This window comes from Clostridium puniceum (assembly GCF_002006345.1).
Lineage (GTDB): Bacteria > Bacillota > Clostridia > Clostridiales > Clostridiaceae > Clostridium > Clostridium puniceum.
The window spans coordinates 1-24,430 of the sequence record NZ_LZZM01000224.1 but is presented as its reverse complement, the minus strand read 5'-3'; the positions used below and the strand labels follow the sequence as shown (position 1 = coordinate 24,430).

Annotated in this window: 22 protein-coding genes and 1 other annotated feature; of the genes, 7 read left to right on the top strand and 15 right to left on the bottom strand. The window is 27.8% G+C overall.

Annotated features, from left to right (window positions below):
- Positions 1 to 407: 407 nt before the first annotated feature.
- On the top strand, positions 408 to 1,556 hold the full coding sequence (locus CLPUN_RS24025; protein ID WP_077849739.1) for a DUF1266 domain-containing protein: 1,149 nt from the start codon (positions 408 to 410) through the stop codon (positions 1,554 to 1,556).
- Positions 1,557 to 1,673: 117 nt separating this feature from the next.
- Positions 1,674 to 1,888 (top strand) — a binding site (T-box leader).
- A gap of 110 nt (positions 1,889 to 1,998) precedes the next feature.
- Positions 1,999 to 4,449, top strand: a complete 2,451-nt coding sequence (gene leuS, locus CLPUN_RS24020) for a leucine--tRNA ligase (RefSeq protein ID WP_077849738.1) — start codon at positions 1,999 to 2,001, stop codon at positions 4,447 to 4,449.
- A gap of 349 nt (positions 4,450 to 4,798) precedes the next feature.
- On the opposite strand, the gene CLPUN_RS24015 is transcribed toward leuS, so the two are convergent.
- The 5 genes from CLPUN_RS24015 to CLPUN_RS23995 all read right to left on the bottom strand — a co-directional run bounded on the left by CLPUN_RS24015 (position 4,799) and on the right by CLPUN_RS23995 (position 9,254).
- Complete coding sequence (locus CLPUN_RS24015; RefSeq protein ID WP_077849737.1) at positions 4,799 to 5,485, bottom strand: response regulator transcription factor; 687 nt, start codon at positions 5,483 to 5,485, stop codon at positions 4,799 to 4,801.
- Positions 5,482 to 6,690, bottom strand: a complete 1,209-nt coding sequence (locus tag CLPUN_RS24010; RefSeq protein WP_242954243.1) for a sensor histidine kinase — start codon at positions 6,688 to 6,690, stop codon at positions 5,482 to 5,484. The genes CLPUN_RS24015 and CLPUN_RS24010 overlap by 4 nt, the downstream gene beginning before the upstream one ends.
- Positions 6,691 to 7,040: 350 nt before the next feature.
- Positions 7,041 to 7,700 carry a hypothetical protein gene (locus CLPUN_RS24005; RefSeq protein ID WP_077849736.1) on the bottom strand — a complete coding sequence of 220 codons (660 nt, stop codon included), beginning with the start codon at positions 7,698 to 7,700 and terminating at the stop codon, positions 7,041 to 7,043.
- Between the two features lie 259 nt (positions 7,701 to 7,959).
- Complete coding sequence (locus CLPUN_RS24000) at positions 7,960 to 8,319, bottom strand: FlxA-like family protein (RefSeq protein WP_077849735.1); 360 nt, start codon at positions 8,317 to 8,319, stop codon at positions 7,960 to 7,962.
- Positions 8,320 to 8,330: 11 nt separating this feature from the next.
- Positions 8,331 to 9,254, bottom strand: a complete 924-nt coding sequence (locus CLPUN_RS23995) for a hypothetical protein (protein ID WP_198944403.1) — start codon at positions 9,252 to 9,254, stop codon at positions 8,331 to 8,333.
- Between the two features lie 194 nt (positions 9,255 to 9,448).
- On the opposite strand from CLPUN_RS23995, the gene CLPUN_RS23990 reads away from it, so the two are divergent.
- Complete coding sequence (locus tag CLPUN_RS23990) at positions 9,449 to 10,144, top strand: response regulator transcription factor (protein ID WP_077849734.1); 696 nt, start codon at positions 9,449 to 9,451, stop codon at positions 10,142 to 10,144.
- Positions 10,145 to 10,148: 4 nt separating this feature from the next.
- Positions 10,149 to 11,636 (top strand): sensor histidine kinase, encoded by a 1,488-nt coding sequence (locus CLPUN_RS23985; protein ID WP_077849733.1) that lies wholly within the window; start codon positions 10,149 to 10,151, stop codon positions 11,634 to 11,636.
- 85 nt (positions 11,637 to 11,721) lie between these two features.
- Here the strand turns inward: CLPUN_RS23985 and CLPUN_RS23980 are convergent, their stop codons facing one another.
- Positions 11,722 to 12,471 (bottom strand): polyamine aminopropyltransferase, encoded by a 750-nt coding sequence (locus tag CLPUN_RS23980; RefSeq protein ID WP_077849732.1) that lies wholly within the window; start codon positions 12,469 to 12,471, stop codon positions 11,722 to 11,724.
- A 219-nt stretch (positions 12,472 to 12,690) separates the two neighbouring features.
- Here CLPUN_RS23980 and CLPUN_RS23975 point away from each other — a divergent pair, with 219 nt between their 5' ends.
- Positions 12,691 to 13,020: a HesB-like protein gene (locus tag CLPUN_RS23975; protein ID WP_077849731.1), complete on the top strand. Its 330-nt coding sequence runs from the start codon at positions 12,691 to 12,693 to the stop codon at positions 13,018 to 13,020.
- Between the two features lie 66 nt (positions 13,021 to 13,086).
- Here CLPUN_RS23975 and CLPUN_RS23970 read toward each other — a convergent pair whose 3' ends face one another.
- From CLPUN_RS23970 to yjbM, 5 genes are all read right to left on the bottom strand, one after another.
- The gene (locus CLPUN_RS23970) at positions 13,087 to 13,749 is read right to left on the bottom strand and encodes a hypothetical protein (RefSeq protein WP_077849730.1); all 663 of its coding nucleotides are present in this window, start codon (positions 13,747 to 13,749) and stop codon (positions 13,087 to 13,089) included.
- A gap of 94 nt (positions 13,750 to 13,843) precedes the next feature.
- Complete coding sequence (locus tag CLPUN_RS23965; RefSeq protein ID WP_077849729.1) at positions 13,844 to 15,172, bottom strand: vWA domain-containing protein; 1,329 nt, start codon at positions 15,170 to 15,172, stop codon at positions 13,844 to 13,846.
- Between the two features lie 93 nt (positions 15,173 to 15,265).
- The gene (locus tag CLPUN_RS23960) at positions 15,266 to 16,351 is read right to left on the bottom strand and encodes an AAA family ATPase (protein ID WP_077849728.1); all 1,086 of its coding nucleotides are present in this window, start codon (positions 16,349 to 16,351) and stop codon (positions 15,266 to 15,268) included.
- Positions 16,352 to 16,366: 15 nt separating this feature from the next.
- Positions 16,367 to 17,146 carry a hypothetical protein gene (locus CLPUN_RS23955; protein WP_077849727.1) on the bottom strand — a complete coding sequence of 260 codons (780 nt, stop codon included), beginning with the start codon at positions 17,144 to 17,146 and terminating at the stop codon, positions 16,367 to 16,369.
- Between the two features lie 152 nt (positions 17,147 to 17,298).
- A complete protein-coding gene (yjbM, locus tag CLPUN_RS23950) occupies positions 17,299 to 18,090 on the bottom strand; it encodes a GTP diphosphokinase (protein ID WP_077849726.1) in 792 nt (263 codons plus the stop codon).
- 311 nt (positions 18,091 to 18,401) lie between these two features.
- Between yjbM and CLPUN_RS23945 the strand changes: the two genes are divergently transcribed.
- Positions 18,402 to 19,085, top strand: coding sequence for a DUF2225 domain-containing protein (locus tag CLPUN_RS23945; RefSeq protein WP_077849725.1), 684 nt, complete (start codon positions 18,402 to 18,404; stop codon positions 19,083 to 19,085).
- A 38-nt stretch (positions 19,086 to 19,123) separates the two neighbouring features.
- Positions 19,124 to 20,068, top strand: coding sequence for a methyl-accepting chemotaxis protein (locus CLPUN_RS23940; RefSeq protein WP_077849724.1), 945 nt, complete (start codon positions 19,124 to 19,126; stop codon positions 20,066 to 20,068).
- 245 nt (positions 20,069 to 20,313) lie between these two features.
- On the opposite strand, the gene CLPUN_RS23935 is transcribed toward CLPUN_RS23940, so the two are convergent.
- The 4 genes from CLPUN_RS23935 to tlp all read right to left on the bottom strand — a co-directional run bounded on the left by CLPUN_RS23935 (position 20,314) and on the right by tlp (position 23,947).
- Entirely contained in the window at positions 20,314 to 21,003 is a 690-nt protein-coding gene (locus CLPUN_RS23935) for a metallophosphoesterase (RefSeq protein ID WP_077849723.1), read from the bottom strand.
- A gap of 111 nt (positions 21,004 to 21,114) precedes the next feature.
- Complete coding sequence (locus CLPUN_RS23930) at positions 21,115 to 21,372, bottom strand: EscU/YscU/HrcU family type III secretion system export apparatus switch protein (RefSeq protein ID WP_077849722.1); 258 nt, start codon at positions 21,370 to 21,372, stop codon at positions 21,115 to 21,117.
- Between the two features lie 111 nt (positions 21,373 to 21,483).
- The gene (locus CLPUN_RS23925) at positions 21,484 to 23,388 is read right to left on the bottom strand and encodes a flagellar hook-length control protein FliK (RefSeq protein ID WP_077849721.1); all 1,905 of its coding nucleotides are present in this window, start codon (positions 23,386 to 23,388) and stop codon (positions 21,484 to 21,486) included.
- A 331-nt stretch (positions 23,389 to 23,719) separates the two neighbouring features.
- Positions 23,720 to 23,947, bottom strand: a complete 228-nt coding sequence (gene tlp / locus CLPUN_RS23920; RefSeq protein WP_077849720.1) for a small acid-soluble spore protein Tlp — start codon at positions 23,945 to 23,947, stop codon at positions 23,720 to 23,722.
- Between the last annotated feature and the right edge of the window lie 483 nt (positions 23,948 to 24,430).

Here is a 24,430-nt window from a genome sequence, read left to right as displayed (position 1 = left end):
CATTTTTCTATTATTTCACTAATATCAATTATATCTATTTATTTTATAATATTGGATGTATTCTAATAAATATATTACATCTCAATTATATATTCTAAAAAGTTTATTCATTTAAATTTATTATATATTTTTAATAATCCAAACAAGTTAATTTCACAAACTATGAATTTTATTAATTAGAGCTTATATAATAATAATTCTATATATAACATCACAAATATGTCAGCAAAAATTATTGATATATTGGCTGCAATAATGATTTTACAATAAAACCATATTAGTATATTGAATTGGCTTTACTGTATAAACTTAATTTCAACATACATAGTTATAATGTCTCTAATTTAGAAAGTCATTTCGTGATAACTTAGCTTGAATAATTATATAAATACAAGGAGGACAACTTAATGTTTAATTTCTTTAGAAAAAATAAAAAAGAGCAATTTGTAGATGTTGAAAGTTATATTTTTAACACCGATTTAGAAAGAAAGACAATCTGTTTAAACTCTTTCTTTTCAAATCCAAGTATATTTTTGGATATGAAATTAATGGGGGGAGATAGAAATAGATTTGTCGAAAATAATTTTTTTAACCTCAGATATATGGGACTGACGGAAGATTTTTGGAATAAAAATAAGTCAAAATATCTTCCACTTATGAAAGAATCTTTAGAATTTGGTTATGATATCGTAGATGGAGAATCCTATAATAATATTTTTAATGAATTTACTGTAAATGCTCCACCTCATGCTTGGAATTTAGTTAGAATTGTTGGTGTTACACAAGAAGCCTATACTTTAAATTATATTGACTTTGAAACTGCAAAAAGAAATATAAACTTGTTAGGTGAAAAACTTATTGAAAATTATACTTCTTGGGAACAAGTAGCTACAGATTTTCTTTTAGGAAAACTAGAATTTAATAATTTAAAGGAACTTCAAGGAGAAAATACTGAGGTATTTACGAACATTTCTGATATTACTATTATGATAGATTTATTATTTAATGATAAAGATTCACCACTAAATAGATGTTTATTTACTAGTGATGAAAATTTAACTGAAGCTTCAGACAACATTTTTAATAATATTCTTTCAAGATCTAAGCGTGGTAGAAATATTATGTCAGTATACAAGCAAGTCTACGGCTGGGATCCTTTTGTTTTAATAGAAAACCATCCTTCCATGGATGAAAAAGAGACAAATACATATAATTTTATTAAAAGTAACTTAAAGCTTGATATAGATGAAGAAATAATTTACATACATGCATTTCCTAGTGGAAAACCAGAAAAATCAAATATTAGTTTTATATTAACAGATAAAAATATTATAACTGTTCTTAACAAAAAAGCTAGAATTAATGGTGATTATGTACGTATACCTCTTTCTGATATTCATGAAAATAGCCTTCAATTAAATGATGAGAAATTATTCAACGAATTATTAATAAATGGCAAAGCAGTCAATGAAGATTTAAGTTTAAATTCCGCAAAAGATTTTGTACAATATCGGGAAATTCTTAACGATATAATTTCTTTTATAAAAAAAGGCTAACTTAGTGTTTTAATATGCTCCCCTTCAATGGTAGATAATTAAAATAATTTTATAATGAATTATTTAGGTTTCTTGACTTTTCTAGATTTTTTAATATATAATGTTATTAAAATTTTATATCATGCTATGAATAGGAGTATTAGTAATAAATATATCTTCAGAGAACTGTTGCTTGGTGCAAAGCAGTGTTATGTTATTATGAACTTGCCTAGGAGCTTACTTGTTAAAAGCAGGTACGGTTAACTCCGTTATAATATTAAGTGAGAAGAATTAATTTTGTTTTTTCTTCTAATTAAGAGTGGTACCACGGAATATATGCTTTCGTCTCTTTATTTTAGAGAGATGAAGGCTTTTTTATTTATAATTAAATAACTGACAATGTACAATTGACAATCCAATATTGAATGTACATTGTACATAAAATTCATAGGAGGCTATATTAATGTCAAATTACGGAACTAAAATCGATAAAAAATGGCAAAAGTACTGGGAGGAAAATGAAACTTATAAGTTTAATCCTGAAAGTTCAGCTAAGAAGCTTTATACACTTGAAATGTTCTCTTATCCATCAGGAGCTCAACTTCATGCTGGTCACTGGTTTAACTATGGACCAACAGATTCATGGGCAAGACTTAAGAGAATGCAAGGATATAATGTATTCCAGCCAATGGGCTTTGATGCTTTTGGACTGCCAGCTGAAAACTATGCTATAAAGACTGGGATCCATCCACAAGATTCTACATTAAAGAATATTGAAACTATGGAAAAGCAATTAAAATCAATGGGTGCTATGTTTAACTGGGAAAATGAAGTTGTTACTTGTCTTCCTGATTATTATAAATGGACTCAATGGTTATTCTTAAAATTATATGAAAAAGGATTAGCTTATAGAAAAAATGCTCCTGTAAATTGGTGTCCATCTTGTAATACTGTTTTAGCTAATGAGCAAGTTGTCGATGGTGCCTGCGAAAGATGCAGTACAGAGGTTAAAAAGAAAGACTTAACTCAATGGTTCTTTAAAATAACTGATTATGCTGATGAATTACTTGATAAATTAGATAGCTTAGACTGGCCTGAAAAAACTAAATCTATGCAAAAGCATTGGATTGGAAGATCTTACGGTGCACAAGTTACTTTCAAAGTTAAAGATTCAGATTTACAATTTGATGTATTTACAACAAGAGCTGATACTTTAAATGGTGTAACTTATGTTGTTTTAGCTCCAGAAAATAAATTAGTTGATAAGCTAACTCTTCCAGAATATAAGGAAGCTGTAGAAGGCTATAAGGAAGCTGCTGCTAAACAATCTGACGTTGAGAGGCAATCCTCTTCAAGAGAAAAATCAGGTGTATTCACTGGTTCTTATGCTATAAATCCTATTAACGGAAAAGTAGTTCCTATTTGGATTGCTGATTATGTATTAGCTACTTATGGTACTGGATGCGTTATGGCTGTTCCTGCTCATGATGAAAGAGACTTTGCTTTTGCAGCTAAATTCAATTTACCAATTGAAAGAGTAATAACTGATAAAGATAATACAAATCCAGAACTTCCATATTGTGAATATGGTATACTTGTTAACTCAGGAAAATTTGATAGCTTAACAACTGAAGAAGGTAAAAAGAAAATCATTGAAGAATTAGAAAAAGATAAATTAGGTGAAATGAAGGTTAACTTCAGATTAAGAGACTGGTTAGTTTCAAGACAAAGATATTGGGGTGCTCCAATTCCAATCATATATTGTGATACTTGCGGAATAGTTCCAGTACCTGAAAAAGACCTTCCAGTAGAGCTTCCTTACAATGTGGAATTTACTCCAGATGGTAAGTCACCACTTGGAAAATCTGAAGACTTTATAAATACTACTTGCCCTCATTGCGGAAAACCTGCAAAGAGAGAAGCCGATACTTTAGATACTTTCGTCTGCTCTTCATGGTACTACTTAAGATATGCAGATAATAAAAATGAAGCTGCACCTTTTGATCCTGAAAAGATCAATAAGATTCTTCCTGTAGATAAATATGTTGGTGGACCAGAACATGCTTGTATGCATTTATTATATGCAAGATTTATAACAAAAGCTTTAAGAGATATGGACTACTTAAACTTTGATGAACCCTTCTTAAGCTTAACTCACCAAGGTTTAATCTTAGGACCAGATGGTCTTAAAATGAGTAAATCAAAAGGAAATACAATTTCCCCTGATGATTATATTAAAGAATATGGTGCTGATGTATTTAGAATGTACTTAATGTTTGGTTTTGGATATACTGAAGGTGGAGCCTGGAGTGATGATGGAATTAAATCTGTTGGTAAATTTGTAGACAGAATTGAAAGAATTCTAGATTCATGTAGAGAAATCATAAGTTCTAATGAAAATATTAAAGACTCTATTGATGGTGCTGAAAAAGACTTAAACTTTTGGAAACATACAGCTATAAAAGGTGTTACTGAAGATGGAGATAAAATGCAGTTTAATACTGCAATAGCAAGACTTATGGAATTAGTTAATGCACTTAACAAATATCTTCAAGAAGGAATTAAAAATACAAATTTCTTAAAAGAAACTATAACTGATTTCTTAAAATTACTTGCACCATTTGCACCTCATTTTACCGAAGAACAGTGGAATTTACTTGGGAATACTTCAACAATCTTTAATGAAAAATTCCCTGAATTTGATCCTTCTGCTTTAGTTAAGGATGAAGTTGAAATTGCAATCCAAATTAATGGTAAAATAAAAGAAAAAATAAACGTATCTTCTAACTTAGATGAAGAAGGAATAAAATCAGCTTCTTTAGAAAATGAAACTATTAAAGCAAATATAGCTGATAAAACTATAGTTAAAGTAATTGTTATTAAAGGAAGACTTGTTAACATAGTTGTTAAATAATAAACCAAAGACGTAACATATATTTTGCATCAGATAACATATAAATTTCTACCCATAGTATATATTAATGGAAATTGGTTCACAGCCTGAAGCATAATAAACAAGCATACTGGTATATTATTTTTTGATTGCGCCTCAGATAATTAAAAAAGCTGCCGATTTTGTCGGCAGCCTAAATTGCATTATTAATATCTCCATTGCTTTGGGGATACATCTATCAAGTAAATTTTCATCACTTTGACCCTTTATTTGGTAATATATAAAAATAATAACCTTTATCATCACTTATTATAATTAAGATTTCTAATTGGATACTTTTATAAAAACTCAACTTATTTCTATACTAAATTTAGGAATTAAATCTGTATCCTGTCCCCCAAAGAGTTTCTATATATTCAGGATTTCCAGGATCTTTTTCAATCTTCTTTCTTAACTTCTGTATATGAACTGCAACAGTTGCTGTATCTCCATAATATTCTTCTCCCCATATTTTGTCGAATAACTGTTCCTTAGTAAAAACTATATTGGGATTAGACGCTAGGAATATCATAAGTTCATACTCTTTTGTGGTAAGTATAACTTCTTTACCATTTACAAAAACTTTATGAGAATCTGTTCTTATTTCTAACGATTTGTGACTAATAATACTAACTTGTGTCTTCTTTCCTGACAAGCGTTCATATCTAAGCATGTGAGACCTTATTCTCGCAACTAATTCTCCTGGACTAAAAGGTTTAGTTAAATAATCATCTGCTCCAAAACCCAACCCCTTTATCTTATCAATATCTTCACTTCTTGCTGATACAATTATTATAGGTATTTCATATTTATCCCTGACTTCTTTTACTATTTCATATCCCCCTTTACCTGGAAGCATTAAATCAACGATAACAAGATCATATATTCCAGTAAGAGCTTTCTTTAATCCTTCATTACCATCTTGAATTATTTCTACCTTATAACCATTTAACTGAAGATACTCTTTTTCTAATTCTGCAATGTTTGTATCATCTTCAATAATCAATATCTGCTTCATTCACTTTCTCCTTTCTTTATAGGGAGCTTTATAATAAATGTACTGCCATTCCCTATAATGCTAGTTACATAAATTTTTCCTCCATGAGCTTCTATCATTTCTTTAGCAATTGCAAGACCAAGACCTGTGCTCATAAAATCTTTAGTTCGTTCCGCATCAATACGATAAAATCTATTAAATATGTGTGGAAGTTTATCTTGGGGAATACCACATCCATTATCATTAACTTCTATATTAACGTATGTAGTATCATTGTGTAATTTGACCTCAATTATTGGCTCCTGATTACTACCATACTTTATTGCATTTCCTATAATATTTCTAATAACTTGATATATTCTTTTTCCATCGATACTAATCTCTAACTCTTCTGATAATTTATCTTCAAATATAAATTTAATATCCTTTTCCTTAAGAACAAAATTAAACTCTTCCATTAGATCAATCATGAAAGGTTTAATTTTAACTTTTTCAAAATTGAAATCTAACTTTTGCATATCTAATTTTGAAAATAAGAACAAATCATCAATAAGGTTGTTTATATATATAGTATTATTATGAATTACCTTTAGATATTTATTTACTTTGTCAGGAGAAGTAACAACTCCATCCACTAAAGCCTCAATATATCCATTTATTGAAGTAATTGGTGTTTTTAAATCGTGAGAAATATTTGCTATGAGTGACTTTCTATTTTCTTCGTATTCCTGTTTTATTTTCTCAGCTTCACTTAGAGTTTCAGCCATTTTATTAAAGTCATATATTAAAATACCGATTTCATTATATATATCGTTATCAATTTTCACATTATAATTTCCTTTAGCAATTTGCTCAACACCATCTTTTAACTTTTCTATAGGCTTCATAATTCTTTTTTCCATTCTAATAGTAATATATATATGTATAATTTCTTTAATAATAAAAATGACTACAAAAAAAATAGTAATTGCTTGCACACCTATAAATTTAAATACTAGAAAAAGCAAAAAGATGCTTATCAAAAAACTAGCTGGTCTTAACCATCTGAAATATCTATGAATTCTATGAAATTCATTAAATTGCTTGTGATGAAGCTTATGATGTTTATGTGCAAATTCATTTCGCATTCTATTAAGCTCATGAATTTTCTCAAAGTACTTACGATACTCTTCATCTGTTTTATCATTAAAATGCTTTCTACCTTTAAATCTTTTAATCTTAGCCACCACCCAACAACGATTTTAAGCACATGAAATAAAATAATAAGCTAAAGGATGAAATGTATATTTTTTATGAATCACTTACTCAGCTAACGTATGCAAGTCGAACTTCATTCTTATGATACAAAATATATAAGCCCTAATGGTCTATTATCTTTTGATTGTGCTTTAATTATTATAACATTAGATATTAGCTTTAATATATTAAAATTCAATTAATATAAACATAGCACTAACAGACTGTTCTTTATTTCTATATATCATAATTATAACAAAGGCTACCGTTATTTATATACGATAGCCTTTCTTTCGTTTATTACTTAATTTTAAATATTCATATCATTTTCTACACCAGTTTACCAAACCAAATCTAAAGAAGCATCCATAGTATTTTCACCTCTTGCTGAAATTTCAACCTTTTCGATTTCATTGTTTTTATTGGCATATATTTTTAATAAAGCATCACTTTGTTCTGAACACAATATCTCTTTTATAAATTTATGATGCTTACAAAAATCCTTGTTCATTCCATCATTCATTTTTTTGTGATATTCTAATATCTTCTCACTGTCAATTTCTTTATGGAAATCTTTATGCATACCCTTTACTTCCTTTAATACCTCCTTTAATTCTAAAGATATAATCGATTTTTCTTCTTTCTCTTCAATTTCTACATTATTTAATAGATTTAATATAAAGGTTATCCTTGACAGCCCAGCCTTCATTCCACCATGCCCATGGTGGTGCATGTGTATTCCTTTATGAAATTTATGATGCGAGCAATCCTTTATATTAAATTCCGAATTACTTTCATGTTTCACTTTTTTTCCTTCAACATCTAAATCTAAATTTAACTTAGCTTTTGTTTCTCCATTTTTAGTATTAGATTCAAATTCATTAGAAAATGATAATACTTTTACATCTCCTTTAGCTGCTTCAACTTTTAAATTTCCTTTCAATAGCTCCTTATCCTTCATTGTTTTAAATACATCGTATAATACTTTAATTTTATTCATCTATAACGCCTCCTAATATTTTTTCAAGGATTTTTAATATGTTTCCTTGTTGCTATGAGTACATTATAAAATTCAATTTTAAAAATCCTTTAAAGCAATTTTAAAAATTTTATAAATAATATTAAAATAACAGAAAAATAATAATGACAGTTTACTAAAATCTCTTCCTATGCTTAAGATAAACTTAAACAAGCAATTAATAAAGTAATCTGCCATTACATAATTTTATATTTTAATATTATTTAATAATGCTTAATTCTTAAGCATAAGTATCAATTACATTTCCACTATTCTCATTTGATTTCTCTGAATCAATATTGTTTTTATTTTTATCATCCGTTGGAGGTTTTGGTGGTGGACTTTGTTGTTTACTAGAAGCTTCGCTTGTCTTATTAGATTTTGCTTCTTGAATTTGTGACTCAATATTTTGTATTTCACTTTGAAGTTCTGTAATCTTTGCTTGTTTTGTTTTTTCGTCACCTTTACTTGCTTTAGCTTCTTCCAATTCTTTTTGAAGAGTTGCTTTTTGTTTTTCAAGAGAACTTGTATTACTACTTGTAGTAGTACTTGCTGTTGAATATAAATTACTTGTACTTGACGAAATTGATGAAATGCTCATAATTTTTCCTCCTAAAATCTATTAAAATTCATTCCTGCTTCAAGAGCACTTTGAATTGAATTTTCTTGTTCCTCCGTTATTGTTCCTGCTGCTACCAAGCTATCCAATGGATTTGTTCTTGTACTTGCTGATTCTTCTCGACTTGATTTATTTCCTTCCATTAGTGCTTTAAATACACTATCTATTGCATCTGCTTGATCTTGTGTTATTGTTCCTGCTGCAACTAAACTATCTAATAGATTTGTTTTTGTACTTGTTGATTCTTCTTGGCTTGATTTATTTCCTTCCATTAGTGCTTTAAGTACACTATCTATTGCATCTGCTTGATCTTGCGTTATTGTCCCTGCTACAACTAAGTTATCTAACGGATTCGTTCTTGTGTTTGTTGATTCCTCTTGGCTTGGTTTATTTGCTTGCATTAATGCCTCAAATGCACTATCCACTGCATCTGCCTGCTCCTCTGTTATTGTTCCTGCTGATACCAAACTATCTAATGGACTAGTTTTTGCACTTGTAGTTTCCATAGCTGGTCTATTAGGTTGAATTGAAGACTTAAGAGTGCTTTCAATAGAATCTTTTTGTTCCTGGGTTATTGTTCCTGCTGTTACTAAACTATCTAGTGGATTTTGAGGTTTAGTTCTATTGCTGTATGTTCCTGAAGCTTGAATTTCTTTTCCCCTTGATTGAAATACGCTTTGAACAGCATCTGCTTGATCTTGAGTTATTGTTCCTGCTGCTACTAAATTATCTAAAGGACTTACACTTTGCGAAGCTTGTGTAGTTTGAAGCGTTTGCTGACTAATTGAGATTGAATCCTTTTCCTCTTGTTGCTTATGACGTTGTTGTACTCTTGCTTGTTCTATAGCTTTTGCTTCTTGTATTCTTTTTAGAGCGTACACATCAAGGCTATTTTGGCTGTTACTTATTGTATTCATATTTTTTTCTCCTTTAACCTGCTTCCCTGCATATTATTTTCTCCTATAATAGTTCTATCGAAATATATTGTTTATAATCTAACGTAATGTTGTGGCAACTTTGCGGCAACTTTGTGGCAACTTAAATCATATTGAATTTATAATAATTTCACACTCTATATATGGTAAAATGTACTTTGAGGTGAAATAAATTCATGGATAAAAAATTAATATACATTGCTGATGATGAAATAAATATTTGTAATATTATAAAATCCTTTTTAATTAGAGAGGGATTTAATGTAGAAATCTTTAATGACGGCCGTTCTATTCTTGATGCTTTTAATAGAAAACAGGCAGATATGTTGATATTAGATATAATGATGCCAGAAATAGATGGTTATGCCCTTTGCTCACTAATACGTCTTAAAAGCTGTGTACCAATAATAATTGTATCTGCTAAAGATACAGAGTCGGATAAAATTGCAGGTCTTAAGCTAGGAGGAGATGACTATCTTACTAAACCTTTTAGTCCAATGGAACTAATTGCAAGAATTAATAGTATTTTCAGAAGAATTAATTTTGACAAGCCCCCTGCTAGTGTTCCTAAAATTGTTAAGCTATTTGATGTTTTAATAAATTTTGATACTAAGCAGGTTACTGTTAATAGTACTCCCTTAAATCTTACAGTAATGGAATTATCTTTGCTTTATTATCTTGTAACAAATAAAAATAGAGCCATTAGCCGTGATGAACTTTTAGATAAAGTTTGGGGCTTTGAAAATAAAGTAGAAACTCGTGCTACTGATGATATGATAAAGAGAATACGAAAAAAACTTTCTGATGCTGGATCAGCGCTAAGAATTGATACAATTTGGGGATTTGGCTTCACAATAAAAGATGAGGAATAATATTATGAAGAGAAACACAATTAAATGGAGAATTTTCAAATATAATATTGTCATAATTATTATGTTAATCACCTTAACTACAATAATATTTAATATAGCTGTACGATTATATCTTGAAAAAGATATTGTAAAACAGTTAAATATACTAGCATCAAATGCTGAAAATACTGCTTTGGAGCATGGTCCAGATTTTTTCAAGAAAACTCCTCCCATGATGCCGCCTAACCATGAAATGCAGGATGATAAAATTCCTCCTCCTGATTTAGAAGGCAGTAGTGATGTTTTTAAATATTATTTTATGCTGGATCGCTCGCTTAAAGAACCTCTTACTATATTAAATGCAGATTTTGTATTATTAGATCAAAATAAAAATAGAATCACACCATCTCCAGATAAGCCTGAATCTGCTTCTCCTAAACTTATGAAGCAGTTGACAAATGAAATTAGCAAAACAAAAAATCTTGATCAAGAGAAGTATTTAAATTTCAATTTATCTAGTACTGAATACATAGCAATTATAAAACCTGTATCAGAAAAAAACTCTTTTGGGTTAGGCTGGATAATTATATATTCAAATATTCAGCGAATAAATCAACTTCAAATAGGTATAAATATAATACTTTTTCTTATACTTATTTTCTCTGCTTTAATTACTATAGTATTTTCTTCTCGTGTTTCTAAAAAAATATCCGAGCCATTTTCTCATCTTAATGAGTATATAAGCTCTATTTCAGAAAGAAATTTTGGAAACAAAATCGAAATGCCTGTATATGACGAATTAGGAGAACTCGTAAATAATATTAATATTATGTCTGAAAAGCTTGGTACTTATGATAAGGCTCAAAAAACCTTTCTTCAAAATGCCTCTCATGAGTTTAGGACTCCACTTATGTCTATTCAAAGCTATGCAGAAGGTATTAAATATGACGTTGTTTCCAGTGATATTGGTGTTCCAATTATACTTGATGAAATAAAACGGATGACCACTTTAGTAGAAGATTTATTATATTTATCACGATTAGATACAATTGAAGAAAACTATAATTATAGCAGCTTAAATTTTAATGAACTACTAACTATTTGTGCAAATCGTATGAGCCTAATAGCCGAACAAAATAATATAATTATTATTACCAATCTTCCAAAGGAAATAGTTAAAATTTCTGGAGATGAAGAAAAACTTTCCCGGGCAATTACTAATATCATAACCAATTGCATAAGATATGCAAAGAGCTCTGTTATCATTGATTTGCAAGTATTAAACAATACAAACTTGCAGCTTACTATATCTGATGATGGGCCTGGTTTTGACGTCAATGAACTTTCAAATATATTCAACCGATTCTATAAAGGAAAGAAAGGAAATTTTGGACTGGGTCTATCTATTAGTAAAAATGTTATTGAAAAATTAAATGGTATAATTAGTGCTGGAAATTCTGATTGTGGAGCCTTTTTTTTAATTGAACTGCCAATATACATAAATTCTAAATAGTAAGTTTATTTGTAGAATTAAATAAAAAATTAATGCACAACATACCTAAAAATGTATATTGTGCATTAGTTTCAAATAATATCGCTTAATCATCTGCATTTAATATTTTTTTAAATTCCATTAATATTCTTTTTACCAAAATTTCATCTAAAGGTTTATATTCCTTAATATATCCCGATAAATCCAAAGACTCATATGCTTTTTTACTCATAGAAATCCAATTCTCTGGGATATATACCCATACTATATCTTCATATTTACAGCTTAATAAAAAGTGTTCTATCCCACAAAATGCATACTCTTCTATTTCATGTAATTTATTAAAAAACTTATAATCTCCAACTACCTTTGAAGTTAATTTATGTTTATATATATCTACATAAAAGAAATCAAACTTGTTTGGTTTTGCTTTAAAAGCGTCTTCCTTTAATATTTTTATTTTTTCATTTGGTTCAAAATTTTGATTATATAATTTAATTACTTCTTCACTGGTTTCATATACTATTACTTCCTGAACATTGCACCTTTTAGCAATTTCTTGAACTACATATCCAATTCCAAGTCCTACAACACCAACTTTTCCATTAGAAAAATGAATTACTCCATAAGAACTTTCTATTTCTTTTGGTGTAAGCTGCATCAAATTAACATTATTTTTATATAATTGAATTATATCTATATCATACGCTTCTTTATTTTCATACATATATCCCTGTAAATTTTGTTTTTTTATGATATTTTTTATTATCTTATAATTACCACAAGTTCCTGAACTAATTAAATCATTATATCTTTTCATTTCTTGGAACACAAAATTTTTATTATATGGCTTCATAGTACTTCCCCTTCTAGAAATATTTAAATCAAAAATATTTACTTCATATCTATAAAATTCCTCTTAAATGCTACGTTTATATATTTAATAAACCATACCATAATATCACATTATTCATAATATTATAACTACTAATATTAACTTTTTATTTTCATATATATATGCTATACTTACGTTAATGATTTAGTATCATTAATATTTTGTAAAGTAGGTGTTTATATGAAAAATGTTACTATAAGCGAAGAAGCTTATAATGAGTTTAAAGCTTTTTTAGAAGAAAATAAAATCACTGATTTTAATATTAGAATAAATTTTGCTGGCTTTGCATGTAGCGGTCCAATTTTTAATATATCTGTTTCAACAGCAGCTGATGCTGATGAAGTTGAAAAAATCAACGACATTACGTTCATGTATGAAAAAAGCCTAATAGAACAATTTGGTGGTTTTATAATACTTTCTTCTGAAGAAAATGAAGGCAATGGCCTAAGCTTAAAACCTGTAATTGAACCTGAAGGTGGATGCGGCGGTTCTTGTGCTGGATGCCACTAAACTCTTAATTGATTAAGTAATGTAGAATAAATGTAGGAAAACTTAACATTTATTCTACATTTTTATTTACTCTGTTGGTGCCTCTATTTTCCACTGTATATTAGCATAATCATTACTTATATCATATATTCCTTGTAACATATCTACCCAATAATGTTCTTTTATGACTCTCTTTTCTTTCTCTTCACCTGTAATTCCTTTTAAAGTTTCTTCATTAAATTTATTAAAATACTCATATATCTTTGAAGAAATTTCGTACATATATTTAAAAGACTGTAAATCTTCACCTTCCAATTTTAATTTGCTTCTTTCATTTTTCATTTCTCTATTCAAAGTAGATACCATGTATTCTTTTATTTTTCCGTGTATGTCATTTTCCATTACCTTATTTGTCTTTATATTTTTAGAAAATACAAACTTTGAATTTTCTATATATTGCCCATATTGCTGCCATAACTCCATTATCTCAGTAGATATAGCATCATAATTTTTATAAAGCTTTAGTAATTCTTCATTTTTAATAGCTCCAACTTCAATACTTTTTGATAATATATCCATATTCTTTTCATTTCTCAACTTAATATCTTCTATGTTTGTATAAGATTGTTGTTCTATTTTATATTCATAATAATTTAATTTCATTATTGAATATATATTTATTATAATACTTACTATAAGAATTCCAGATATTATCATCATATAATCTATGTTTTTTAATTTTTTTACCAAGAAGTATCCCTCCTGCCTCATAATTTATTTTAACATATAAGCTTATATTTGCATATTTAAAGTTAATTCTTAATAATAAAGTAACTTTTTATTCTTACCTAGCCCAATCATGTATAGCTTCATTAATCATTTTCAACCCTATATTTCCTTCTATGATTTCTCTTTCTTCTGTATTTATTCGCTTTATTTCGCCATATGGATTTTTTATAGACAATTCTTCATTACCTGAAATAACCCATATTGTATTTTTATTTATTGGCTTTACCTTTAATTCCTTTTCACCAACACCATCAGTAAAGTATATTAATACAGCCTTTCTAAGATTATTGTCGGAAATATATTGAAATACTGGCGTAAATTCTGTTGCTCCATTATCTTTGGCTCTCTTCTTTATATCTTTTTCACTTGTAAGCTCGTATATATTTCTAATTTCATTATCACATTCAATAATTGTAACCTTACTCCTAGAAATTGATGCTATTGATAATATTTCTATTAATATTTTATGTATGTCTTTATCATTCATACTTGCACTTATATCAATAGCTACGATTAATTCTGTCTCATTTTTGGGAAGTCTTCCTCTTAAATCTAATCTATCTGGCTGCCTTCTATTTTTTCTTGTTATTGTTTTTTTATATCCTGCCTTTACAGTTGGCAAAATATTTTTAAGAACTTCCTGCCATGATATTTCAGGTTTTTCTCCATATGCTAAAATTATACTTTCTAAGCCTTTAGGGGTATTTTTATTATAAGCACTTATAGCTGTTTTCTTGGTTAAACTTTTGATATCTTCTTCACTTAATTCTATTTCATCCCATAGCTCGTGCGCTTTTGTAACATCTACTTCGTATTTTACATCTTTATTTATTTTGCTTTCTCTAATCCTTGATTTGATTGATTTATAAATCTTTTCTGCATATTCTTCAATGCTTCTGTTTTCCTCAAGGGACAAATTATATTCCATATTTGTTCCAGAAAGTTTCTTGCTATAACCTGGCAAATCTTTTATATATTGATTTACTGAAATATCCAGCGCAACACTTATAGCTTCTTTATTAAATTTATTTTTAAGCTTTCTTTCTCTTTCAAAATGAGAATTCATTATATGATATATTTCATGTTTAAATAATGCCGCCATTTCTTTTCTGGTGCAGTTTAGAAACAAAAAAGGATTAAAATACATATTAAAACCATCACGTTTAGGAATAGTTGCTATTGGTACTGTCAGATTAATATTTATGCTACGTTTCACTCTAAGCATGAATTGTCCAAAAAAGATATCTTGAGTTTGTAATAAATATAATATTACATCTTCAACTAATTCAAAGAAATGATTCTTATAATTCTCGTTGAATTTAAACTTATCTTCTAATGAGTATGCTTCTTTTAAAAGCTGTTGTCTTTTTTCTTCAAAATCCATATAACACTCCTTTCTTTTTTAGGAAACTCGACTCACATTCGTTCGCTGAGTAAGTGATTTACACCAAATCATAGATTTGGGTTCTCTACTTATCTACTTAAATATACTGAAAAATGCCTCTAAAAATTCATCCTCATCTAACAGTTTTACATATACTACATCCTTATAGTCTCTTTTTATCTCCTTCATTATGCCTAGCCTTAAGTCCCTAGGATATAAATTTAGAAGTTCAGAGAATAATTTCAAGTTTCTTTCTATAGGCATATTTTCTAAATATCTTAGTGAATTCTTTGCTAATATGTATAACCTTGAATGACTTTCTTTTTGTATCTTTTCTTTTAATTCAAAGTCTAAAATTTCATTACTAAATATGTCTTCAATACTTATTAATGGCTTCTTTAAATTAATTAGAAAGCTTCCAAAATCATTTGCAATATTTACTCCAACATTTCCTTTTACTGTATTTAAAAATATATCAAAGGAGTACTTTTCCTTATTTTTTAAATATACTTCATAAGCTTTAGAAATTCTTTCCCAGCTTCTTGGTGTAGGCTTTATAGTTTCATCTGAATTAGGCATATGTAAATACTCTGGAAAGGTTGATAGAAATTCTATAATATGTTCGTTAATATTTCCAGCTTCCCCCATTCCCCATTTAATCCATTCTTTAATATCCGAATCGAGCTTTACCCAAACAAATCTATCTTCTTGAGCTGGATCCATATCTACTACATCATATCTACTATTATAAAAACCATCATTTTTATTTGATGGATTCATTGCTGCAATAACCTTAACTCTTTCATCTAATAAATACCCATTAATTTCTCTGTTTAAAATCAGATTCATGAGTTCTTGAGCTACTGCATGATCACATCTATTTAATTCATCTATAAATAAAATAACCTTTCTATTCTCATCTTCTTTTAATGCTTTTTCTATTTCGACCAACTTATTATGAGTAGCATATATAGTAACCTTGTTTTCAACTATAGGTAAGCCTCCAATTTCCCCTTCCTTTAACAAATTAGCATCTATTGTGACTAAGTAATATCCATTGCTTTTAGCTATATATTTAACTAAGGAAGTCTTACCTATTCCGCTTTCTCCTATAATTAAAGGTACATCATTTGATGCAATAATTAAATCTACTGTACTTAAACATTCTGAATAATTCAAATTTCTCACTTCTCTCTATATAGATAATTTATAATCTACTAATAATTTTTTAGCATTTTTACTTCCATATTCACTAACAAAATTGGTTTTATCCATTTCTAAAATTTCTAATTCTAAGAAATCTTCGATATATTTCTTTTCAATGCTTTCTGCTTCAATTTTTTCTTTAACAATTTCAACAACTGATTCCACATCTATACTTTCATAAATATATTTAACTACATTTATATTCTCATGAATAAATATTTTTATATCATCTAAATCGTAATTCGAAATATAATTTATAGCTTCTCCATTTAATGCTACAGCCTTTGCTTTAGCTTTTAGACTTGGATTTTTTATAAACTTAATAGCTGCATAATAATTTTCTATAGCTGCAAGCTGAACCTCTTCAGATGGATTTTCTATATATTTAATTGCATCATAATCTTTACTTACTGCTAAAAGCTGCAATTTTTCACTAGGTGCTTTTACAAATTGTATTGCCCAGCCCTTAGTTTTAATAGCCTCTTCTATTATTGCTTCACTTGGATTTTTTATTAATTCTAAAGAATTCCACAAGCTTCTAACACACATAAATCCAATTTCGTCGTCAACCTCCTCAATATATTTAACACTTAAAGGAGTATTTTTAATTGATTGTTTTTTCACTTCTTTGCTTGGGTTCTTAATATATCGAACATTATTACCATTATTTTTGACTATAAATAATTCTAAAGCTTCATCTCTATTTGGCAGTTCTTGAATATATTCAGGATTGTTTTTTAATTTTAATAATAATTCTTCTTTATCCATTGGTTATCTCCTTTTTATCATAAATACTTCTTAATCACTAATTTGTCAATTAATTAATAGTTAATTATGAATACACTTCTCAATTCTATAAAATTCATAAACTAATATATGCATAAAGCTATGCTTGATATATTTATCAAACATAGCCCCTTCTACTCTCTATATCTTTCAACTTCCCTTTTTACAGAAAACAATAAACTATTTAATTCCCAAACTTCACCGTCTTCTATTAATTTGTTTAAGGTCTTTTGGTACCTAGCTGCTTCGGCTTCTTTCCCTAGTGAAATTAAAGTTAATAACAAATTCATTATGTTTGAAATCAAACTAGATTTAACTTCAAATAATTTTTGAGCATCCTTAATCTCATCTTTAATCTGCAACATTTCTTCATCTAATCTAAACGCTGCATCAGCAGATTTCTTAAGCTTTCCCTGTAATTCATCTGGAATATGCTGCTTATATTTATAATTAAGAGAATGTTCTATTGTTGCCCAAAAGTTCATAGCTAATGTTCTTATTTGAAATTCAGCTAAAATTTCAACTAATCCTTCTGCCATATTTACAGGATACTTTATTATCATATGGTAACTTCTATAACCACTTTCTTTAACATTTCTTACATAATCTTTTTCATAAAGAATCTGCATATCCTTACGGCTTCTAAGTATCTCCACAACAGTATCTATATCATCAACAAACTGACACATTATTCTTATGCCCGCAATATCCTCAAGTTCATACCTAATCCTATCTATAGGAATCTCAAATTTGTTAGCTTTTTCTAGCATACTTGATACTTCTTTTACTCTTCCAGTTACAAATTCTATAGGTGAATACTCATTTTTTTTTCTATATTCTTTTCTAATTGATTTTAATTTAACCTTTAGCTCATCTACTGATTGCTCATAAGGCATTAAAAAAACCTTCCAATCATTTACTGCCATAATACCACCCTTTAATAAATCATAATTCAAAATATGCATAGAATTTTTAATTTACTATCTGCTTTCATATGAATATCATAATTTCTCAATATCGTACTTTTATATTATATCAAAAACTTTAAATTATGTGTATTTAATTTTAACTTATTACTTATTTATTGTGGTTTTAACATTACTATGGTTTAAATTTAAATTTTCTTAATAAATGAAAATTTTTTCATAAGCTATTTATGTATTAGTTTAATATGATATAATTGATTCATGATATTAATTTTTTAGATTTAATGTACTTTTAACGAGGTGACTAACTAATGAACGATACTGACGTACTAAATAATTTATTTGACAAACAGGTAATTTGTCCTGTTTGCAATTCACATTTTAAAAATAAGACTGTAAAATCTAAGTCACCAAGAGTTATTTCCAAAGATTCAGATTTCTTTATAAGATATTCATCGTTAGTGAATCCATATTTTTATGATGTTGTGATATGTAATTCTTGCGGTTATGCTGCAATGAAATCAGACTTCGAAAATATTAAAGCACACAAAAAAGAACTTGTTTTAAGTAATGTGACTCCAAAATGGAAGCCGAGAGAATATCCTTATGTTCTAGATGAAAAATTGGCAATTGAGCGTTACAAATTAGCTTTACTAAATGCTCTGCTTCTTAATCTTCAAGATAGTACAAAGGCTATGATTTCATTAAAAATTGCATGGATGCATAGGTTGCTAAATAATATTGATCAAGAAACAGTATTTTTAAGACAAGCTCTTGATGGTTTTAATAATGCATATATCTATGAACTTTTTCCAATTTACGGATTGCAAAGGGATTCATTAATGTACTTGTTAGGTGAATTAAGCAGAAAATTAGGTGACTATCAAAATGCAATACAATGGTTTTCAAAAACTATTGTTAGTACTAACTCATCTTATAAAGTTAAAGAAATGGCTCGTATTGGTAGAGATTTAATTAAAAATGAAAATCTCTAAAAATATAATTTTTATTCATTACTAAGGGGGAATATAGCATGGGAATTTTTAAAAACAAAAAAAATACAGAGGATAAGATGCCACAAATTTCTCAAATTGAAACTAATAATAGTGATATACCTCAAAAAGAGTTAAGTAGCACTAAGATTGATGATTTAAAAAATAGTGCTGCTAAAATAAACAGTTCTATTAAAGATATTTCTACATCTGCATCTGCATTAGTATCTTCTACTGAATCTCAAAATAGAGAAATACATGATGCTAAAAATATGCTATCTAATTTTAGGTCAAATATGGAAGATTTAGCAATTAACATTACTAATGTTCATATAAAAGTATTAGATACTGATCATTTAGCTGATACAGGATTAAATACAATTGGTCATTTAGATACATCTCTAACTGAACTTCAAGATGCTTTCACAGTTTCAACTTCAACAGTAAATGCTTTAGTATCAAAGCTTGAATCTGTTAATAGTATAACTGACTCTATAAGTCAAATAGCATCACAAACTAACCTTTTATCATTAAATGCTGCTATAGAAGCTGCTAGAGCTGGTGAAGCTGGTAAAGGTTTTTCAGTTGTTGCAGGTGAAGTTAGAAAGCTTGCTGAAAATTCAAAACTTGCTGTTCAAAGCATAACTAGCATATTAGAAGAAATCAAAATTGATATTTTAAAGGCATCTAATGCTATGAATTCTGGTAATTCAGCTTTAACTACTCAATACAATTCTTTAGAAGAAGCTAAAAGTAGTTTTTCTGAGATAAAATCTTCTATTGAAGAAGCTACTGACGAAATTAACACTTGTATCGAACATTTAACTACTGCTTCTGAAGCAAAAGATAATGTTATTACTTCTGTTGATAATATCGGAAATTTATTCTTAGAGCATGAAGCTTTAACTCAAGAAATTGCTTCAAGTCTTCATACTCAAGAGAGTACTATTGATAATATGAATAAATCTATAAGCAATTTATTATAATTGTATATAAACAAAAGAAGCTATCTAATTTTAATTCTTAGATAGCTTCTTTTGTTTATATTCTAATTAATTTACTACACTATCATATATGTTATATAAATATATGTAATTTATTTAATTAAGCATATATGTATAACATTAAATATAAGTTTTTTATTGTAGTTATATTTCTTAATCACCAAATACTTATAATTATGAATATTTTTTCAAAATTCTAAACAATTTTATGTTCTCATAAATTATTTTTAAAGTATTCTTTTAGGGTTAAAATCCAAATAATCTGCTGATGTCAGAATATATTCCACATTCTCAAAATCACCGTTTAATAATTTTCCCAATAATACAGGTCCATGCAAATGACCATATATAACCTTCTCTACTTTATATTCTTTAACTATTTTTGTAAATTCAGATTCTTCAAATTTTTCATTTGTTGGAGGATAATGAAGCATAACTATAAATTTTTCAAACCCTTGTGTTTTAGCTGCTTCTAAAGAAAGCCTTAATCTTATCTGCTCTCTATTATATATTTTTTCATCCTTTGCACTATATTTATCTCCGCCAGGGCATATCCATCCACGAGTTCCACATATAGCATAATCTTCATAAACATAAAAGTTATTTTGTAGAAATTTAGTATTCTCATACATTTTATTCAGTTTTGAAATACTTCCCCACCAATAATCATGATTACCTTTGCTTATTATTTTTTTACCTGGTAATTCATTTATCCAATCTAAATCATATTTACTATCTTTCTCTTTTAAAGACCAAGAAATATCTCCAGCTATAAGCACCATATCTTCTTCTTTTATTTTACTAAGCCAATTTTCTTTTATTTTATCACAGTGATCCTTCCACTTTACTCCAAAAATATCCATTGGCTTTTCAACATTAAATCCTAAGTGCAAATCTGAAATAGTATAAAGTGCCATTTATTTATCACCTTTCTATCATGCATATGAAAGAAAATAACAATTAAAAATTTAATACTAATATTTTGTGTTCAGAAAGAAGTATTGTTATTTTCTAGAATACACCTTATCTTATCGTTTCTTATCAATATCTGTAAGAAAAGCTATTACATGTGCTACTGCTTCATACAGCTCTGTAGGAATCTCATTTCCAACATCTACATTACATAATAAATCAGTTAATTCTTTATTATATGCTATTGGCACTTCATTTTCCTTAGCCTTTTCTATAATATTGTCTGCAATATGTCCCATTCCTGATGCTGTAACTATTGGAGCGTCGCTATTAAATTCATATTTTAATGCCACTGCCTTTTTTCTCTGATTCATCCCCTTGCACACTCCTAACCATTATTCCAGTTAATAATTAAACAATTATGTCTATTTATTTCCAAACCCTTTAAGTTTTGTTCCATAATTCTTAACTCTTAACTAATATAATTATACTTTAATATCAATAGCAGAAATAGTCAAATCATTAAAGAAATTTCTACAGCTTACTAAATCAACAGGCCTATCTTTAGCCGATACTGTTACTTTAACAAATAACCCCAATGTCGATAATCCCTCAACCAATTTTGACTTATTGTGATTTAAAACAGATGTAAAATCACTATCACATTTCAAGTTTACATCGATTCTATTTTCTTTCATGGTTAAATATCCATCAACATCACCTAAATTTATTGTCTTTACACTAACAACCATTTTAGCATTTGTTGAATCTATTTTTTTGCCATCTTTTCTATTATCCTTTATTATAAGTTTACATGGATATTCCTTATTCTCTGCAGCTATAGGAATATTTAAATAATAATACTCATTGCTAATAGAATTAAACACCTTAAAATCATTGACATTAGCTTTTACTAAATTCATTATTTTATCATAATTACCATCTTTTAATTCTGTTTGACTTATTAAATTTTTAACTATATCTCTTACATTTTCAATTTTGCTCTTCATATCAGCTTTTATTGCTTCTGCAGGTTCTAAATTACCTTTTATTAAACTTTCAAAATTTAGCTTTCCTAAGTTTTCTTTAGCTAAATTTGATTCTTTTATAAAACTTGAAGAAGCTTCCTTTGGTTGAATAACATTTCTATCATTAACTACAGCTTCCTGTAAAACTGGTTTTTCTGTAATTTTATTATTTAATATCTCTTTAAACGCTTTAAATTCCTGATCTGTAAGTTTAATTTCTTTGCCTTCTATATTGCTTAATAATCCTTCTAATTTAGTTTTGTTTGTTGACTCTATAAGGTGTTCAGCTTGAGTTTTAGGTGAATCTGTATTGTTTAAATTATTTCCCAATGTATCCTTTATTAATTTAACAACTTCTTTATCTTCTAATTTTTCAACTAATGAAGCTGGAAGGTTTACTTTTTCTCCTTGAACACTTTCTTTACTAGCATTTTTTTGCACAATATCAAGTTCGCTGTCTTCACTTCTTGCTAAAGTTTTTAATACATCTAAAACATTAATCTTCTTTGATAATGGATCATTTTCATTATAAACTTTTGATGCTAATGCTGTTGTATTATCTAAAGTAGTTTTTACTATTCCTGATTCTTTATTTACTAATTTATTTTCTAACATAGTTTCAAAATTATTGTCTTCCATATTCTTTAAAATATCTAATTCGTTTAGTGAATTTTTTATTTTATTAAGAATTTGCTCTATTGAATCTCCGCCTTTAAATAACTTATTAAAACTAGTTATGTTTTCTTCTGAAAAATCCAAATTATTTTCTACAAATGCAAGTATATCTTCCTGTGTCATGTTTTTAAACTCACTAAAAAATTTTGTAAGCAATTCCTTTGCTGATTGCCCTTGTTCACTATTAATAGATATATCTTTACTTTGAAGATATGTTTCAATAAAAGCATTTATCTCTTTTGGATTTACTGTCATTTTTTCATTAAATTGAAATAATCCTTTAATTTCATTAATATTTTCTCTTGTTAATGAAATATTATGTTTAACCATTTTCTTTAAAACATCAATATCTTCCTTTGAAAGTCCTTCTTTTTCAATAACTTCTTGGAAGTTTTCATCTGCAATGTTTTCTTCGTCTGTTGCTCCTTGAACTAATTTTAAATTTAACTTTCCATTCTGAAACCCTTCTACTTGGAATTTAACTAATTTGATGTCATCCAAATTAACATTTCCTTCAAGTTGTGCAATAAATTGCCATCCATCAGCTAATTTTATAGTAACATCTTTTCCGGTCCCTTTTTCAACTACTCTTCCAGTAAACCGTTCCCCAACTTCAAAAGTTAATTTGCTAGAAACCTTCTTTGTATTTACATTATATCCATTATTTATATTCCAAATTCCTGGCATACTATCTTCTCCCCTACAACGATACTTCATTTACTCTAATATACTTATCGTATAAATAGAGTATAAATTAACTGAAAAAGTGAATTATTTATATTCTTTAGTTTCTTTCTCTCTCGTTCAAACTCTGATTACTCTTTGCGTAAGTGTAAGCAGAATTTCATTTATACCTAAATAAGTTACTATAAGCGCTATGAACCCCATCTTTTCAATCGAATAGCAGGAAAATATTATTGGTTCTACTAACTGTCACACCAATGCTCAGAACGCTAAAACAAAAAGTACCACTTAAGTGATACTTTCTAAAATATGCATAGATTATTAAAAACAATAATTATTTATACCCATTTTTCTTATCTATTGCTTCATCTTTAATTTCTTTTCTCATATTATTAAGTGCTGATTCTCTTCTTTCATTTTTTTCTTCTAATGTTTGTTTCATTTTAGGATCATCAGTATTTTCAATCATTTCATCTGCAAGTTCACAATTTAAGATAGTTTTATCAATATTATATTGAATTCTATCTACATTATCTGTTCTATCATCTAGTTTGTTCTTCATAATTTCATCTCTCCTTTGCTAATATATGATTAATCGTTAATATATAAAATTTTACACTTTATATATTGGAGCTATCATATTATATTATGTTCAAGATTGAGATTTATTATGTAAAACACAAAGTTAAAATATTCATTGACAAAATTAATCTTGCTCTGTTATATTAATTTATCCATAATTTCATATTTAATTTATTATAACTAATGCAATATTGTTATAAGCTTTCAATTTTAAAATAAAAAAATCTGCTTCGCAGACTATGTTGTTCTGTGTTAACATTTCATTCATATTTAAATTACCTTTACTAACCTTGTATTTACAATTCTTTCAAAAGTTATCCACATATTTGACTTGATTATAATTTCCTCGTATTTGAAAATACTAAATCCATAGACGAATATTTAAGTCTATATGGTGAAAGTCTAACTAGTGAAAATTTAATATTTGAATAGAGATATTGATGTTAATTTCCTGGGAGTATAT